The following is a 16,313-nucleotide window of genomic DNA, read 5'->3' on the forward strand; positions in this document are numbered from 1 at the left end:
GATAGTATATTGATAACATCACTTAACTGGAAATATTAGAAACTCCCAACAAAGATTCTTTCAGTAGCTCTATTGAAGACTCATTTTGTATGTCAGTTGTATCAAGCTCTCCAGAGAACGCTTTGGTTAATATCCCATTAGTCATTGTATCAAGCTTAGATTCTATTTCTTCAATTGACTGTCTGATGGTTTTTTCATTATTGATTATTTTCTCAATTGTACCTAGTATTAGTTTTTGCTCACTTATAGAAGGTAATGGAACGGGGAATTCCTTAACAACTTTTTGATTTATCTTAGGCATATTCCCAGCCGTACCAGTTGCATTTTCTCTAATATAATTCTTTCCAAAAGATGAATTTATCCAAAATACTAAATACTGCGGGAGAATAATTGTTTCATCTACTTTTCCCTTCATAATAAGATCGGGGTATATACAATCATCATCAGGACCAGTGTAAATTGCTGCTGTCCCTACATATTCAATGGAATTCGCACGTTGTATTAGAAAATCTCCAGTTTTAAGCCACAAATATGAGTCAGTCTGTATTTCCTCATCTATAAATTTGAATTCTTCTTTCTTAAAGTACCCCTTTGTTATTGCACCAAGCTTTAATGTTTTCACAAGAGAACTTTCACCTGTTGATTTTGGGGAATACCCATTTCTCGGGAAGGAAAAAAACAGACTGCCTGCTTTCACCCATCTCCACTCATTTGGTATCTCAAATAGACTAACATGACTCTTTTCAATAATGATATTCCCATTTTTCTTTAAATGTTCATCGCGAAAATTTGAAGTCAATTCCCCACGAAAAGCCTTATCCAAAATTGCCGCTCGACGAAGTTCAAATGTTTCTTTGGCTTGTTCGATTAATTGTTTGGCTTGTTTAATTTTGTTCAAGAGTCCTTCGATTTTATTAACTATCCGCATTTGCTCATTAATTGGTGGAAGTGGGATTTTTAGTTCTTGAATCCGATGAAGGGCCAGTTTGGGTTGTGAGGTAGCTTTCATCGATAATTCAATTTGATTTTTCAATTCATGACTATTTAATAGAAAATGAATAAATTTATTAAATGAGCCCTTTATATTTGTTATTTTAGCAGCATTTTCAGTTAAGTTTGATCCATTTAAATGTTTAGGTACTATACCAGTTCTCCCAATAGTTCCTGCTATAGAAATATAAACGTCATCATTAGAAATGGTATAACGAGAGATTAGCTGATGTGTTTCTTCAGAAATAAATTTCAAGTCGTGGTCTAATACAGTACCGTCTTTAAGATCAATCACTCTTAAATATGCATGGTTAGTTGTACCTTCGACAAATTCATGCCCTGGAGGCAGTCTCTTTCCCCCCTTAACTTCTGCTATGACATGAATTTTCGTCCAGACCCAATTCTCAGGCACCTTATAAGGCTGCTCCTCCTCAGGAACCAATGCCTCTTGCAGCAATTCCTCTGCTGTCTTTCCTTTGTTCTTGCTCATACGTTATATTCTCCACGCGCTTCTGCAACCTGAAGCAGCTCTTGTCGCTCTTCAGCTGCGTACTCTGACTTCGTCTCAACAGCTTTAAGCTCCGCCACAACCTCAAGCAGCAATGTCATTGCTTCATCCAGCTTGGCAATCGCCAATTCCGCAGATTCAATCGGATCAGGTAGATTATCATAAGCGGACAAAGACTCATCCGCAATTAGTCCAATGTCCAAACTGTCATCTTTCTTGCGGATGTCCTCGCGAGTGAACACATTAAATCTTTCGTCCTGTACACTACTGCGATCCTCAGCGGTGTAAGCCTCCACAAACGCATCAAAATGCGCAGTAGTCAGCGGAGTCCGCTTCCCGAAGCTCGGCATATTTGTCCGTAGGTCATATACCCATACATCTTTGGTACTATCCTTATCTGTCTTCTCACGACTGAAGAACAGAACGTTGGTTTTTACCCCTTGAGCATAGAAAATACCCGTAGGCAGACGCAGAATGGTGTGCAGATTACACTTGTCCATTAAGTCCGCACGAATCTTCGCTCCTACTCCACCTTCAAACAACACGTTGTCAGGAAGCACTACCGCTGCGCGGGCTTTTCCGTTCGCTTTTAACGCGCGATAGATATGCTGCAAGAAGTTCAACTGTTTGTTCGAAGTGGTAAAAGTTAAGTCATCCCGAGTAAGTCCTTCTCCACCTTGTTTGGTACCAAACGGTGGATTGGTCAGGATCACATCATAATTCTTCAAACCTTTCCCCAGATCTGAAAGCGTATCTCCAAGCATAATATCCCCATGCAGATCATGAAGCATTGCATTCATCATCGCTAGGCGATGTGTGTCCTTAACTAACTCAACCCCTGTGAAAGCTTCGTTTCTTTGAAACTCAGCTTCTTTTTGACTCAACTCAAAATATTCATCTGTCTTACTCCGAATATAGCTATCCGCTGCAATCATAAATCCAAAAGTACCTGCGGCTGGGTCATTACAGCGTTCGCCTGGCTGTGGATCAACCAGTTTTACGATCACATCAATCAACGGACGCGGGGTGAAATATTGGCCCGCCCCTGATTTGGTTTCACTCGCGTTCTTCTCCAGCAGTCCCTCGTAAAGATCCCCCAGACCTTCTTCCTTGGCGGAATACCAATCAAGTTGATCAATGGAACGCACGATTTTCTCCAAATTCTTGGGTTCATCGATGTTGGAGCTTGAGTTCATATAAATCTGCTTAATGATCTCGTGACTGTCTTTCCCAAGATCAAGCAACAGTTGGCGATAATGGTTGGTTAATTCAAGCCCGTGGCGTTCCTCTAAAGAATCCCAGCGATATTGTTCAGGCAGAATGCCCTCGTTATTCGTTTCCTTCATCATTTTAAGAAATAGCAGATAAGTAAGTTCCGTTACATATTGGTGATACGTGATGCCATCATCACGCAGTACATTACACAGGTTCCAAAGCTTTTGTACAATTTCCTGATTCCTCATGGTTTAAGCTTGCTCCTTCTGTCTGGTTGGATATAGCGCAACGTTTATTGTAGCAACAATCTCGTCCAATTGACCATCAAAAATTTTATTTAACTGCTTATAGCCGCCCTTGCTGCGGAAAGGTTCCACATCGAATGCTTTTTCGGGATTCGGGTCCAGAACAGATTCTTGCAATAATTGCTTCTCAATCCGCTTCAGCCAATCCTTCTGCACTTTCGGCCATACTCTCATCTCATAAATCTTCTTCATAGCTTTCTCGATCCGTTCTTCATGGCTGACAAGTGGATCACCGAGCGCCTGTTGACGGATAAAACTGATAATATCTGCGGCAATATCCTGCTGCTTCACATCTCGCCATGCGGTTTGCAGATTTTTCTCGGTAAAGCCTTTCTGATCCAGAGCCACACGAAGCTTCCGCAGTTCTTCACGGGTCAGATCATTCGGGCGGGTGCAGATAATATTTAGTGCTGGAATCAAGTTCAGATTCTCACGGATAAACCCGTTGAATCCTTCCAAATAATCCTCTGGTTTGTTGGCATCCCCATAACCGCGTGTAACTCCGATCAGTTTATCCTTGTGATCCGAAATGAACTGGCGATTATGCCGCCCTTTGTTCTCTTCAATAAACAGAAGCAATTGTGGTTTGCTTAATAAAGCTTCGCTAACCTGCTCAGCACTGGCCTTTTTCACCTTATCAATGAACTCATCAATAGTCTGCCCATCCGACAGCGCTTTGAAATCCTCATGGTCCTGAGGTGTCCAGCTCTGCTTCTTCCGCTGCATCTTAGCCACAATCTCTTCCTGATGCGACTTGAGGTGATGCTCACTCTTCATCTGCTTCAGCTCATCGACCAGGAGATCCAGACTGACTTGAGGTCTAGTCACAACAGGTTTCATGTCTGTATAGGGCTTAAGCGACTCATAAATCCCTACTGCATCATAGATCATAAAATGATCCTTCTCGATCTCATCACAGCGTCGGGTAGCCCGTCCCAGCATTTGTTCATACAGGATACGGGAGCGAACCCGCCGCAAGAAGACCACATGGGAGATGCTAGGGATATCTATTCCAGTCGTAAGCAGATCCACAGTCACAACGATGTTCGGCAGCCGTTCATTTTTGAAGAGCTTAATGGCATGCAGTGGATCTTTGATCGAACCTGTGATTTTTAGAATTGCTCCATCATCTACTGGGCCGTAGACCTTCTCCAATTCTTCCTTAAAGATCCGAACCACCATATCCGCATGATCATCCGTTGCAGCAAAGATCAAGGTCTTACCATCCGCTTCAGGGTCGATATATTCAGTGAGCGCCTCCAGCACTACCCGATTGAAATTCTCCGTGATCACCGTCTTATTGAACTGGGTTACTTCGAGGTTGACCTCGTCTTCCAGCATTTCTTTCTCCACGGTTCCCAGGTCTACATTATATACAGCTACTTCCTCACCAATCTGCCACTTGATGCCGTTTTTCTTCAGTTCTGTTTCAAACTGAACAGGCGGCTCATGGTCGATCAGATAGCCGTCAATGACAGCTTCACGGTAGGAGTAGTTAAAGATCGCTTTGTCAAAAATCTCAACCGTATGAAGAGCTGGTGTAGCCGTAAGCCCGATTCGCACAGCGTCAAAATAATCCAGTACCTTCCGATACTTGCTTACATAATCGGCATGATCCCGAAACTCAAGTTCGATCTCAGTCATTTCCTTATCCAGCGTATAACCACGGTGAGCCTCATCCACGATGATGCAATCATACTGATCTACAGAAGGAATGCCTTTATCGTCTTCGCTATAAAACAGCCGCTTCACCATACCCTGAACGGTAGCAATCTGTACCTTCGTTTCCACATTCGGTTTCTTATCATCCAGCGTCTGAAGTTCAAATATCTGTGTGAAGGAATTAAAGCTTTCCAGCTTGGAATCCTTAAACGCAGCCTCAGCCTGACGGCCTAATGCTGAACGGTCCACGAGGAATAGAATTCTTTTAAAACGATTATGTTTGATCAGACGATAAATTAAGCCAATGGCCATTCGCGTCTTGCCCGTACCTGTTGCCATGGCTACCAGAATTCTGCGCTGTCCAGCTTCTATCGCATGTTCCACAGACAAAATCGCATCTTCCTGATACTCACGCAAATGTAGATAATCCAGCGATTCATCGCGAAGGTCCTTTGTCGCTTTATCTATGTCCTGCTGTAAAAGAGCTTTTAGCCCTTCAGGTGAATACCACGTTTGTAGCACTCTGGCATGGTTCGTAGACTTGCGCGCATCCAGAAACCATATTCCAGATTTATGTTCAAGCTGCTTTAAATACGGGCGTCCATTGGTCGCAAAAAGAAACGGTACCTGATAATTCCCCCATGGTCCATGAATAATCTCATCACCATGTTTAAGCACATAGGAGGCATATTTCTTCGCCTGTTCAATGTCGGCTTGAACATCTTTGCTCTGTCTTTTAGCTTCAACGATACCGATCAGTTCCATTCCATAGAAGAGAGCATAATCGGCAAATCCGTTTTTCAATGGCCATTCGGATATAGCGAGGTATCTGCCTTTTTCAGGACGAGTCCCTGCACTATAACGCAGTTGTAAGGTATCTGCCTCCCAGCCAGCCTGAACGAGCTTCTCGTCAATAATAATACGGGTCTGCGCTTCAGTAAGCTTAAGAGCACTGCCTAGTTGTCTGGCCTTCGTATGGCGTTTTTGCTTCTCGTCTGGGGTTTTGGAATCTTGCTGCTGAGTAAGTTTCTGTAATTCCTGTTCCAGGTACTGTACCTTCGCATCGTAAGAAGCAGCCAGTGACTGAAGCTGCTCTTGATTCTGTGAATCCTCTACCTTAGAAGGTTCGATATACTCTGGAGCTGTGAAATCCCACTCACCATAAACCTGCATAAACCATACAGATAAGCGAAAAGCCATGTTCAGCAAAGCTTTGGCTTCCTCCGTAGTTCCGTAAATTCCTTCTTCATGATTGGCTTTATTCCCAATTTTGCGAATAGCATGGAGAATATCCAACAGTTCTTCCGTCAAAAGATCTTCTTGCTTCAAAATTCTAAGCCTATCATCCTGAGTCGCTCTGTCTGATAGTTGCAGTTCCTCAAAAGCACATATGTATTTTGTAATCGTCTCCCCAAACATGCGGAGTTTGATCAGGGAAGTATTCGGGTCAATATGAACATTCCGCTCGGCCATTTCGGCCAGATTGGAGAGAATATTCCAATGGTTCGACAAAAAAGTGAAATTGCTATTACTCATACCATTCACCTCTGGATGATTTATTCTTGAAATGTAAAATGATTCATAGGAAAATATTCCTAAGTCCATAATAACATGTCTAAATACTAGGGGAGTATAAAAAAATGAGGACTCAAATTGAGTCCTCTACATTCATCTAATCTATACCTATAAGCCATGCATCAAAATAGCTTCTGCTAAGCTCCTCCACCCAATGATTGCACAACAAGTAATAGATCCCATTAATCTTGTATGGATCGGCGTAGAATCTAGGACGCCCGTTTACATTTCGCTGTTCAGTCATGGAAATAGTATGATCGATCTTTTTTAATACAGGATAAGTGATGTTAAATGTTCTCTTGGCGTAGTCCAGTCGCTGCAATCGCTCAATTTCGCGCTCTGTTAATAGATCATCTGCAACCAGTCGCTCAAAACTAGATCTAACCAAAGCACCAATCTTTATTTCCTCAGATCCTTTAAAATCAGCAGGTAACTTTTTTGCTTTTACTGTCGATTTCGGTAGGCCTACTGGCTGCTTATCTTCTACAAAAAGATTGTACATTTGTATGCTGCGCATAAACAGCTCCGAAGTATCAGACACAGAATTGGATAAGGCTGTAACCACATTGAAGATTTTCTCCTTGAAGTCTTCATTGCATAAAAGCTCAAAACGAAAATCCAAACCTTTTGCATGGAACAGCTCCTGGAGTTCGGCTATGTAGAGGTGAAGAGGTTCACGAATTGCACCATATATTTTTGGAGCAGCAAATATAATATTTCCAGCATTCAAATTGAAATACCCATGAATCGCCATAGCCGTGCGAATCATTTTCTTCAGTACTCTGGAAGTTGTTTCCTCCTTGGAGCCGTAATTCAAGCCATTCTCATGAAAGGCTACATCTATACCGTATATACTCTCAACACCATTTAGCCCTCCAACTTCCATACCCAAAGCATCAATCTCCGCCTGTTGGAGTAGTTGGGAGAATGAACTGTTCTGTTTAAACAAATCAAGGCTGTATTTGTCTTTAAAATGTCGGTCCGAATCTTTCATCATACTTTCGACAACAGCTTCGTTATGGATCTCCCACGACTTCACAGATGGTTTCCAATTCAATTGGACAAGCTGACAATTCTTTGCATGTCTCAGCCATGAGAGCATCAAGGATTCTCCGATTTCTATTTTCAACAGAGCTACACCTCTTCACCTATTTTTCTGAATGCAGTCTTCTCTCCAAGCGTGACTGAATCTATTTCCCAGCCAGCGTGCAGCCAAGACTTAGCTTGTGAACTTGTCTTCGTTTCAAAGAGTACATAGACCCCATTTTTGGGGATCAGGTTGTCCTCAAAAGGAAAATGATGCCGAGTCATATTATTGACGATCCTATGTAAGTCACAACATTGTTGGCTCATACAGATTGGCCCCCTTTAGATCTAGAAAATCATGATATCAAGTGTTAATAAATGTAATCTTAACACAATAAGATTGCTATTGGTTTATGATATAATGGGCAAAAGGAAGGTGAGAAGAATGTCCATTTCCAAGGAACAATTGGAACAGAGCTTTCAGGGCAAATCTTACGTAGACCTTAAAGATTTGGTCCAGCTAATCGAAGAAAACTTTGGATTCAACGTTACGCTGCAAAGAAAAGATGAGCAGCCTACATTTACAAATGAACAAAAAAAGCGGATGACTTCAGTAATTTTTAAAGATGAAGGTGTTCTGTCCCAACTGAAGCAAGCTCAAAAGGATCGTAACGATGGTATTTCCACATACAGTGACAGCGAAGAGGAGTTTACACAATTACTGAAAGAGGCTCAGAATGATATCTGACCGATTCAAGGTTCTCTGGACCACTTATGCTCGGGTAGCGCTTGCCCGAATGAAGGAATATAAAGTAGACCCCATGAATGTCTTCAGACGTTCTAAATCCGTCTTGGCTGATGAGCCGAAATACAAAGCTGATGGAGTCTCTGACTTCCCTGGTTTTGAGTTTAACGGATACTACTGGGTGTTAATTGGTAATGTGATCATTATATACAGGATTGATGACGAGCTTCGCGAAGTGTATGTCGATGCTTGTTACTTTGCAAATACGGGGTTGTCCCATTATGTATTTTGGGGGATAGATCCAGATGAAGAATAACCTAACGATAAACGATCTGTTTATTGTTAGGTTATTTTTATTTTCACAACCAAATCATACGAAGTCTATAAGCCCAACTACCGCCTCACCCATCATACTCCCCCTCCTCCACCCATATACATAAGTAGAACAGTTCCGGTCGTCGCCGCACATCTGCGGCTTGGCCTGAATATACTGCAGTCTTAAGCCCAAGCTGGAGGGGGAGATGGATTCATGCCCGGAGATGAGATTCAAGCGCTGGAACGGGCGATTGCCGAGATTACGGAGATTGCTTCCGGGTTTGGGCTGGATTTTTACCCGATGCGTTATGAGATATGCCCGGCTGATATTATCTATACGTTCGGTGCCTATGGGATGCCTACCCGATTCGGGCACTGGAGCTTCGGGAAGACGTTTCATAAGATGAAATCACAGTATGATTTTGGCCTCAGCAAAATCTATGAGCTTGTCATTAACTCCAATCCCTGCTACGCGTTCCTGCTGGACGGTAACTCGCTGGTCCAGAATAAGCTGATCGTGGCGCATGTGCTCGCCCACTGCGATTTCTTCAAGAACAACATGCGTTTCTCCATGTCGAACCGGGACATGGTCGAGAGTATGTCAGCCACGGCGGACCGGATCGCCGATTATTCGGTCACTTACGGCATGGATGCTGTAGAGAGCTTCATCGATTCCGTGCTGGCCGTCCAGGAGCATATCGACCCCAGCCTGATTCAGCCCCGCAAGCTGGGCAAGACCCATCTGCTCGAAGCCAAGATGAAGGAACGCAAGGATACGCCTCCCGGAACTCCCGGCCCGGCGAATCCCTATGATGAGCTGTGGGATCTGGAGAATGGCAAGGCCGCTGTCCCGGAACCAGAAACCGCCGGGAAGCGCAAGTTCCCACCCGAGCCGGAGAAGGATATCGTCTGGTTCATCCAGCAGTATTCGACCGCTCTGGAGGACTGGCAGCGCGACATCATGACGATGCTGCATGACGAGATGCTCTATTTCTGGCCGCAGATGGAGACCAAGATCATGAACGAAGGCTGGGCCTCCTACTGGCATCAGCGGATCATGCGTGAGCTGGATCTGACGTCCGAAGAGACAGTGGAATTCGCGAAGCTGAATTCGTCGGTCGTTCAGCCCTCCCGGCAGAGCCTCAATCCCTACTATCTGGGATTGAAGATCTTTGAGGACATCGAGCGCCGCTGGGACCGTGACAAAATGTTCGAGGTCCGGGAGCTGGACTCCGACATCTCTTTTATCCGCAGCTACCTGTCGAAGCAACTGGTCCAAGACCTGGATCTGTATGTTTTCGAGAAAAAAGGCCCGGAATGGAAAATCACAGACAAGGCCTGGGAAAATGTCCGTGACCAACTGGTGCTGGCCCGTGTCAATGGCGGCTCGCCTTACCTGGTAATAGAGGATGCGGATTACGAGCGCAACGGGGAACTGCTGATCGCCCACCGCTATGAGAGCATCGAGCTGGATCTGAAGTACCTGGAGCGCACCCTGCCGCACATCTATGCCCTCTGGGGCCGTACCGTACACCTGCAGACCGTGGTCGAAGACAAAAAAGCCCTTTTTACCTATGACGGTAAAAGGGTGCAGCGGAAATTCATGTAGAAGTAAATGCGGCACTATCAGCGCGTTTCTCTGGCGGAAATGCGCTGATAGTGCCCTTTTCTTTTAGATAAGCAAACTGAGTTGTGCGCGGCTGGGATAGCCTGTTCCGTAATTTATGAAGGCGAATATACGAACTTCACCTCCGGAAAGCGGCTATCTGGCCCTTTCATTAAGTTTCCGCCTTGATTTTTCAGATACATATCGAAGAAATCCAGCATATAGGCATTGATAACGAAGTCCGCTCTTTCGGGCTTAATCTTTCCTGTAATGCCCAGCATTTTGAAAATCGGAGAAACAAACTGTACGTCGGTAAAATTTAAATGCTCCGTATTGTCAATATATAGGGCTTGCCCCCCTACGCCGACCGTTTCGCGCATCCGTTCAAGCTCCAGCTTTTTATCTTCCGTTACTTGATCCTCCCACTCTCTAGTCGAGCCCATACTTTTAAGCTCTGCATCCGTGTAGACCCTGTTATCCATCACCCTTTTTAATTTTTCGAAATAGCTTTCCGAGTTGATGAACAAAAACGGCTTTCGCAGACCCTCTCTGTCCCGCAGACGATATAGCCCTCCATCAAGGTCTATGCCCACTGATATTCGCGGATCGTAAGAAGCGTCATAAGCCGTTGCTCCGCCGATGGAGTGACCGAATACCCCGACATGACCGAGATCAATCTTCCCTTTTAACTGACTTGGAATCTGCCCAGATTGGATGAGCTCGAATTGGTCCAGCACAAACGCCACATCTTCGGTTAAGACTTTTCCTAACTTGTCGCGAATTTCTCTTCCTGTCTGGTAGTCATTGTCGGGTGAAAATAAGTCGTTGGTTGTGCTGGTCGTGATTCGCCCGTCCGGAAACTCAGTGGCAAAGGTATTGTAGGTGTGGTCGATCACTGCCACGATATATCCGTGACTTGCGAGATCTTCAGCTTGCGACGTGTGGAGGAACCTGGAGGAGCCGTTGCCGGGATTCGCAAGGATCAGCGGGTATGAAGTCTGTGCTGAAGAGGCTTCGGCCCCAGAATAAGTATGACTGGATACGTACTTCAGGTGTCCAAAAGTAAACCCGGGAAGTCCATAGTCCGCGGCCATATAACGTAAAATCCGGGTATCAGGGATAAAGGGAGCATACTTGCCGGAGCCCGCTTGAGCCGGATACCATACCTGAACCATTAATTCTCTATTTCCCTCTCCGGCTGCGTCAAAAATCTCTTTCCTATTGGTATCCACGAAATGAAAAGTTTGCGTTCCTACCTTAAATTCGCCTGTCGGTTCAGGTAGTGTAAATACAGGAAAAGCATACATAAGAACTGCTGTTCCGGCCAGCATTGCCGCTATCGCGGTATAAGCTGCACCCAATAGGAATCGCGGAATTTTTTTGGGACCGTTTTTGTTAAAATAGCTATAACCTGATACGGCTAAAAACAGGATGGTTATGCAATATGGGAAAAATAGCTGCACTCTGTATCCTTCCACCGTCCAATGAATGACCAGTAAAAGGGTAGCGATCCCGCTTGCAACGAATACTGGAATTTTACGCCGTCCTTTTTTTAATAGGACTGTACAAGCAAACAAGCCGATGTTTGATACAAAAAGCAACAGTTCAAACAGTCTCATCTCGATTCTCCTTTTTTAAAACTTTCTATTTGCGTTTGTTCCAATCTTATCCTGCCAGGCTGTCCTAAGCTTTCGATTTGCCTTACATCTAACTTACATTTTTGTAACTCGATCTTACGGTATTGGTAGGCTTGTAAGACAGTTCCTTTTGGAAAACAAGGCCGAAATTGCCCCTATTTCTGAAAGAACCGCCGGCATGTTCAATAGCCCGCCAGCACACGAAGATGCTAGCGGGCCTTAATTAGCGGTCGCTACCCCTTAGCGACCGCTAAAATAGGAATTCTAGGAAATAGCTGTAAGGGTGAGAGTAACGGAGGGAAGTTTGGAACTGAAGGAGCGGTAGCGTCCTCCTTTAAGGTTGGATTTCCACCGCTGTACAGCGGTTCAAATCAAGAGATCCAACCTTAACAGCGGCCGTAAGTCCAAACATTCCCGCAGTTACGGCCATACACCGGATAGCCTTGCCCCGTTTTTCTTTTTCTCAAAGTCGCCCCTTCACCGGAACATAAATCTCCATCACCGTATCCACCCGGGAATGACAGCGCTCGTCGTAGAATTCAAAATCCAGTTTGCTCTCATCATAATCATATTCACCCGCCGGAAACCATTCTTCAAAAATATACTTCCAGGTGCTCTTGATCACCTGCACGAACGCTTCCTGATCCTTCCCCTCCGATGTATCCACGGGCGGTGTAGTGAAGACCGCATACAGGGCTTCCGGCACATCGGCGGTGACCATGTCTTCGCTTACCCGGCTGAAATCGTCCACGATCACACCCAGCAAATAGGTGGCATGGCCGCCGTCAGAGCCTGGCACGCATAACCCAACCTCTCCATGCTTCGGCGGGTGTAGAAGAGCATACATTTTGGACTCCAGATTTTCACCTTCATAATGGCTCCAGAAGGAAGCAATATCTTTTGTATAACTGCCTTCCGCCACATTTGTGGCTATGCCGTAGCCTGCGACCTTGAAAGCCGGTTTCTGTACTATCACTGGATTCATTAGATAACCTCCGATTTCAAAAATAGGACCATCCTGAAGATAACCATTCATCCGCGCCGCATATTGCGAGGGACTGTAGCCAAAAGCCTTGCGGAACGCCTTCGTGAACCCGCTCTGCGTCTCAAAGCCGTACTCCAGTGCGATATCAATGATCCGCTTTCCGCTGAACAGCTCTACTGCCGCCAAAGACAGCTTGCGGCTGCGCACATATTCCATCACAGACATCCCCTTACACAGGCTGAACACCCGGCTGAAATGATACAGCGAATATCCCGTCTGCGCGGCAATTTCCTCAGCAGTCAAATTTTCTTTTATATTTTGTTCAATATATTCTATGGATCTCTCGATATCCTTACTGTAATTCAAGCAGCCACCCAGCCTTTCCCCGATCGGTGATTTTATTATAGCAACTGGCTGCCAAGCGGGCTGTTCCTGTTTTGCTATACTTGAGATCTTCACGCAGCAATCGTTCTAACCTGACGGACTGTGGTCCCGGCAAAAAGCAAACAGCCCGCTCCTTCCTTTTCCAAGGAAAGAACGGGCTGTACATCTAATGTTAATCACACGTATCCAACACATCATTCACATCATTCTTTGGCATCAGACGGATAAGTACTTCTCCACTTCAAGTGAAGCCAGCAGCCAAGGAGCAACGCCCATCGGCACATCGGACAATACGGCTTCCGAAATGTAGTAGTCATAGGAACCGTTACGGTCTTTGCTGAGCCCGGCCCCATGGCAGATTCGATGCAGGTGCACGCCTTGATCATCTTCACTGGCCAGGTGCGTCAGAATACCCTCATAGCCGCTTAACATAGCTTCTTTGAAGGAAGGCTCGAGATAACCGAGTCTTAATCCTTTGGCCATTGCATAGACGAACATGCATGAGCCGGAGGCCTCCAGATAATTGCCCTTGCGGCTTGCCTGATCCAGCACCTGGTACCAGAGTCCGGTCTCTTCGTCCTGTACCTCCACAAGTGCCCCGCACATCCGCTGGAATATTCCGATGATCGTTCCCCGTTTAGGATGCGTAACCGGGAAATGCTCCAGGCAATCCACTACCGCCATCGCATACCATCCCATCGCCCGGCTCCAGAAATGGGCGGACAAGCCGGTAACCGGATTGGCCCATTCCTGCTCCTTCGATTCATCCCAGCCGTGATAGAGCAGACCAGTGCGCGGATCCCGGGTTCTGCGTTCGATCAGCAGCAGCTGATGAGCCGCCTCGTCAATCTGTTCAGGACGCTGGAAGACTGCACCATACTCCGCTAGAAACGGCGATGCCATGTACAGCCCATCCAGCCACATCTGGAACGGATAGATTTTCTTATGCCAGAATCCGCCCTCGGAAGTGCGGGGATGTCCAATCAGCTGAGCAGCCAGCATATGAGCAGCTTCGGCATAACGCTGTTCTCCGGTTTGCTGGTATAGGAGGAACAGATTCTTGCCCTGGTTGATCTGGTCCAGATTATACTCCTCCAGCCTGTACGTGCGGATCGAGCCATCCTCGCCGATGAAGCTGTCCATGTGCCGCTGCATATAGCCGACATATTCAGGCTTACCAAGCTGGACACCGGCCCGTGCCACCGCCATCTGCAGCATGCCCGGGACATAAGCCCAGCGTTCCAGCACAAAGGCATGCTCACCCTGTTCGTTGCACTGACTGAGGATCGAATCCGCAATTTTGCGGGACCAGCTTGCAGTACTTGCTTCTGTAATAGACATCCCAATTCCTCCTGTCGCTTGTCGTGCAAGCTAAGTTTGGCCTTAATTACCGGCAAGCTGCCTGTGCAGCCAGGCAAATGCCGGTTCTCCATGAATTTCATGACCGCCTGAGAAAAAATCCGCCTCCACCTGCCCGCCCTGTCCGGCCGCGCTGTATATAAGCTGCAGTCTGGCTAAGGCTCGCCTCGCCCCTGCCGGACCGAATAGAGGGTCTGCATCCCCCGACTCCAGGAATAAGCCTCTTGGTGCAATCAGCCCCAGCAGATCCGGCATCTCTGCTTCGAGCAGAATTCCGGGGATATAATTATCCAGGCAGTGGTTCCGTGTCAGAATACTGTCTGCAAAGGTATTCGCATATCCGCTTACCACTGCGCAGCGTATCCGCTCGTCAAGTGCTGCCGTGAACCCGGCCACCAGTCCTCCGCCGGAAATGCCCATGATCCCTATACGCTCACCTATAACCTCATCCCGGGTCTGCAAATAATCCAGTGTCCGCATCGTTTCATAGATGCGGTAGCCAGCCATGGTCTGACCGGCCATTAAGAGTGCCGAGGACAGGCGGAAGCAGGAATTCCGCCCCGGTTCACCACTGGCCAGGTCTTCTGCCAGCCGTCTGTCACCGAATCCAAGCACTTCCGGGGCAGCGACCACATACCCTTCCTTGACCAGAGAGACAGCAAAATCCTTATGCAGTCCCGCTTCTCCCTCACGGTCTGACCCCTCCGGATTCAAGCCGGTAATCTCCCGGCTGCCGTAGCCGTGTCCGTGAACTGCAATCACGGCAGGCACCGCTGAAGTAGCCGCCTGTTCCGGGATGAGGAGGTATAGAGGCATCCTCATTCCGTCATAGGTAGTGATCTCTATACGCTCCCGTGTATAGCCGGAGCAGGCAACCCGCTCCAGCAATACCGGCTCCAGCTCAGCCGGAGCCTCCGGGAATCCGCCCAGCTGCCCGGTGAAGCCGCTAGCGAGCATAGAACGCCATTCCCCGTAAGGAAGGTCCGCGCGGAACTCGGCACTGCGGGGTGCTGAATCCGTCAGCTTATTCATGTATTGCTGTAGTGCATCCATCCATGGTTCACCTCCTAAACTATTTCCGCACTGCAAACGGTTACCCTAATCCTAGTAACCCTCCGGATGCCAGCCGTCCAATATAGTGAGTACCCTGTACTCCGAAGCTTTCTGCGGGTTCAGCTGCCGGGACCATGCTACTCTGGCTTCCGGTTGGGCTCCGGGGCCCATACTCCCGAATTCCTCATAGCGGCTGGTCTCCTCCCGCTCAGGCTGCCCCCAATTATGCCAGCCTTCGCCGATTACTGAACCATCCATGAGTGTGCGGATGAAGGCGACATGCGCGTGGGGACGCCAAGGGCGTCCAAGATACACCTCGCTTACACCCTCCCCTCCGGTAATCCGGCAGTCCAGGAATACATAGCCGAATGCTGCGCCTTCCGGTGTGGAAGCGGCTGTGATATAGCCTCTGGAGCGCTTGTTGTGCAGGTGACAGCGGTCGAATAAAGCCGTAGCGGCACCAAAGATATAGTCCACATCGCCTTCGATATAGCAATCATCGTAATATTGCTTGCCTGTTCCGGTATACAGCGTGTCCTGATCCCCAAGCAGACGTACGCGGCGGAAGACCGCCTGTCCGGCATCGATGAAAGCCGCTACCGCCTGACCGGTGCCCGGACCGGAGGCGTTGCAGATCGTCAGATTCTCCGCTGTGAAATGTTCGGCGAACACATTGAGCGTTCCTGATCTGAACGTACCCAGCGGCTCTCCGTCAGAGCCAGGCGTATGGGCGTTATCGGACCAGGTGAGGACGGTCGACTGCGGGTCCTCGCCAAGCAGCAGGATCGGAGGCGCCTTAGGCCCAACAGTGATTTTCTCCTCGTAAATGCCGGGCTTGATCCGGATCGTTACCTCAGAGGTATGCTCCGGCGGGATGGAATCCAGCGCTGCCTGCAGACTGGCATATCCTTCAGTGCTATTTTTGGAGACTGTAATTAGCATGTGCCG

General features: G+C 47.1%; 13 protein-coding genes. 3 read left to right on the plus strand and 10 right to left on the minus strand.

Annotation, left to right across the window (positions count from 1 at the left end):
* Positions 1-22: 22 nt before the first annotated feature.
* The 5 genes from AC0MA3_RS08235 to AC0MA3_RS08255 all read right to left on the minus strand — a co-directional run bounded on the left by AC0MA3_RS08235 (position 23) and on the right by AC0MA3_RS08255 (position 7,608).
* Positions 23-1,480, minus strand: coding sequence for a restriction endonuclease subunit S (locus AC0MA3_RS08235; RefSeq protein ID WP_474655813.1), 1,458 nt, complete (start codon positions 1,478-1,480; stop codon positions 23-25).
* Positions 1,477-2,961: a class I SAM-dependent DNA methyltransferase gene (locus AC0MA3_RS08240; protein WP_474655814.1), complete on the minus strand. Its 1,485-nt coding sequence runs from the start codon at positions 2,959-2,961 to the stop codon at positions 1,477-1,479. The genes AC0MA3_RS08235 and AC0MA3_RS08240 overlap by 4 nt, the downstream gene beginning before the upstream one ends.
* A 3-nt stretch (positions 2,962-2,964) precedes the next feature.
* Complete coding sequence (gene hsdR / locus AC0MA3_RS08245) at positions 2,965-6,216, minus strand: type I restriction-modification system endonuclease (protein ID WP_474655815.1); 3,252 nt, start codon at positions 6,214-6,216, stop codon at positions 2,965-2,967.
* A gap of 136 nt (positions 6,217-6,352) precedes the next feature.
* Entirely contained in the window at positions 6,353-7,384 is a 1,032-nt protein-coding gene (locus AC0MA3_RS08250) for a hypothetical protein (protein WP_474655816.1), read from the minus strand.
* A 5-nt stretch (positions 7,385-7,389) separates the two neighbouring features.
* Positions 7,390-7,608, minus strand: a complete 219-nt coding sequence (locus AC0MA3_RS08255; RefSeq protein WP_474655817.1) for a hypothetical protein — start codon at positions 7,606-7,608, stop codon at positions 7,390-7,392.
* Between the two features lie 118 nt (positions 7,609-7,726).
* Here AC0MA3_RS08255 and AC0MA3_RS08260 point away from each other — a divergent pair, with 118 nt between their 5' ends.
* The 3 genes from AC0MA3_RS08260 (at position 7,727) to AC0MA3_RS08270 (ending at position 9,950) form a co-directional block, all read left to right on the plus strand.
* Entirely contained in the window at positions 7,727-8,029 is a 303-nt protein-coding gene (locus tag AC0MA3_RS08260; protein ID WP_474655818.1) for a hypothetical protein, read from the plus strand.
* On the plus strand, positions 8,019-8,342 hold the full coding sequence (locus AC0MA3_RS08265; protein WP_474655819.1) for a hypothetical protein: 324 nt from the start codon (positions 8,019-8,021) through the stop codon (positions 8,340-8,342). Before AC0MA3_RS08260 ends, AC0MA3_RS08265 begins: the two co-directional genes overlap by 11 nt.
* A gap of 213 nt (positions 8,343-8,555) precedes the next feature.
* Entirely contained in the window at positions 8,556-9,950 is a 1,395-nt protein-coding gene (locus AC0MA3_RS08270; protein WP_474655820.1) for a SpoVR family protein, read from the plus strand.
* Positions 9,951-10,063: 113 nt separating this feature from the next.
* On the opposite strand, the gene AC0MA3_RS08275 is transcribed toward AC0MA3_RS08270, so the two are convergent.
* From AC0MA3_RS08275 to AC0MA3_RS08295, 5 genes are all read right to left on the minus strand, one after another.
* Positions 10,064-11,566, minus strand: a complete 1,503-nt coding sequence (locus AC0MA3_RS08275; protein ID WP_474655821.1) for an alpha/beta hydrolase family protein — start codon at positions 11,564-11,566, stop codon at positions 10,064-10,066.
* Positions 11,567-12,047: 481 nt separating this feature from the next.
* Positions 12,048-12,935: an AraC family transcriptional regulator gene (locus AC0MA3_RS08280; RefSeq protein WP_474655822.1), complete on the minus strand. Its 888-nt coding sequence runs from the start codon at positions 12,933-12,935 to the stop codon at positions 12,048-12,050.
* Between the two features lie 234 nt (positions 12,936-13,169).
* Positions 13,170-14,294, minus strand: coding sequence for a glycoside hydrolase family 88/105 protein (locus AC0MA3_RS08285; RefSeq protein WP_474655823.1), 1,125 nt, complete (start codon positions 14,292-14,294; stop codon positions 13,170-13,172).
* A 42-nt stretch (positions 14,295-14,336) separates the two neighbouring features.
* Entirely contained in the window at positions 14,337-15,365 is a 1,029-nt protein-coding gene (locus tag AC0MA3_RS08290; protein ID WP_474655824.1) for an alpha/beta hydrolase family protein, read from the minus strand.
* A 51-nt stretch (positions 15,366-15,416) separates the two neighbouring features.
* Complete coding sequence (locus AC0MA3_RS08295; RefSeq protein ID WP_474655825.1) at positions 15,417-16,307, minus strand: pectinesterase family protein; 891 nt, start codon at positions 16,305-16,307, stop codon at positions 15,417-15,419.
* Between the last annotated feature and the right edge of the window lie 6 nt (positions 16,308-16,313).

The organism is Paenibacillus sp. LS-5 (genome assembly GCF_056121505.1).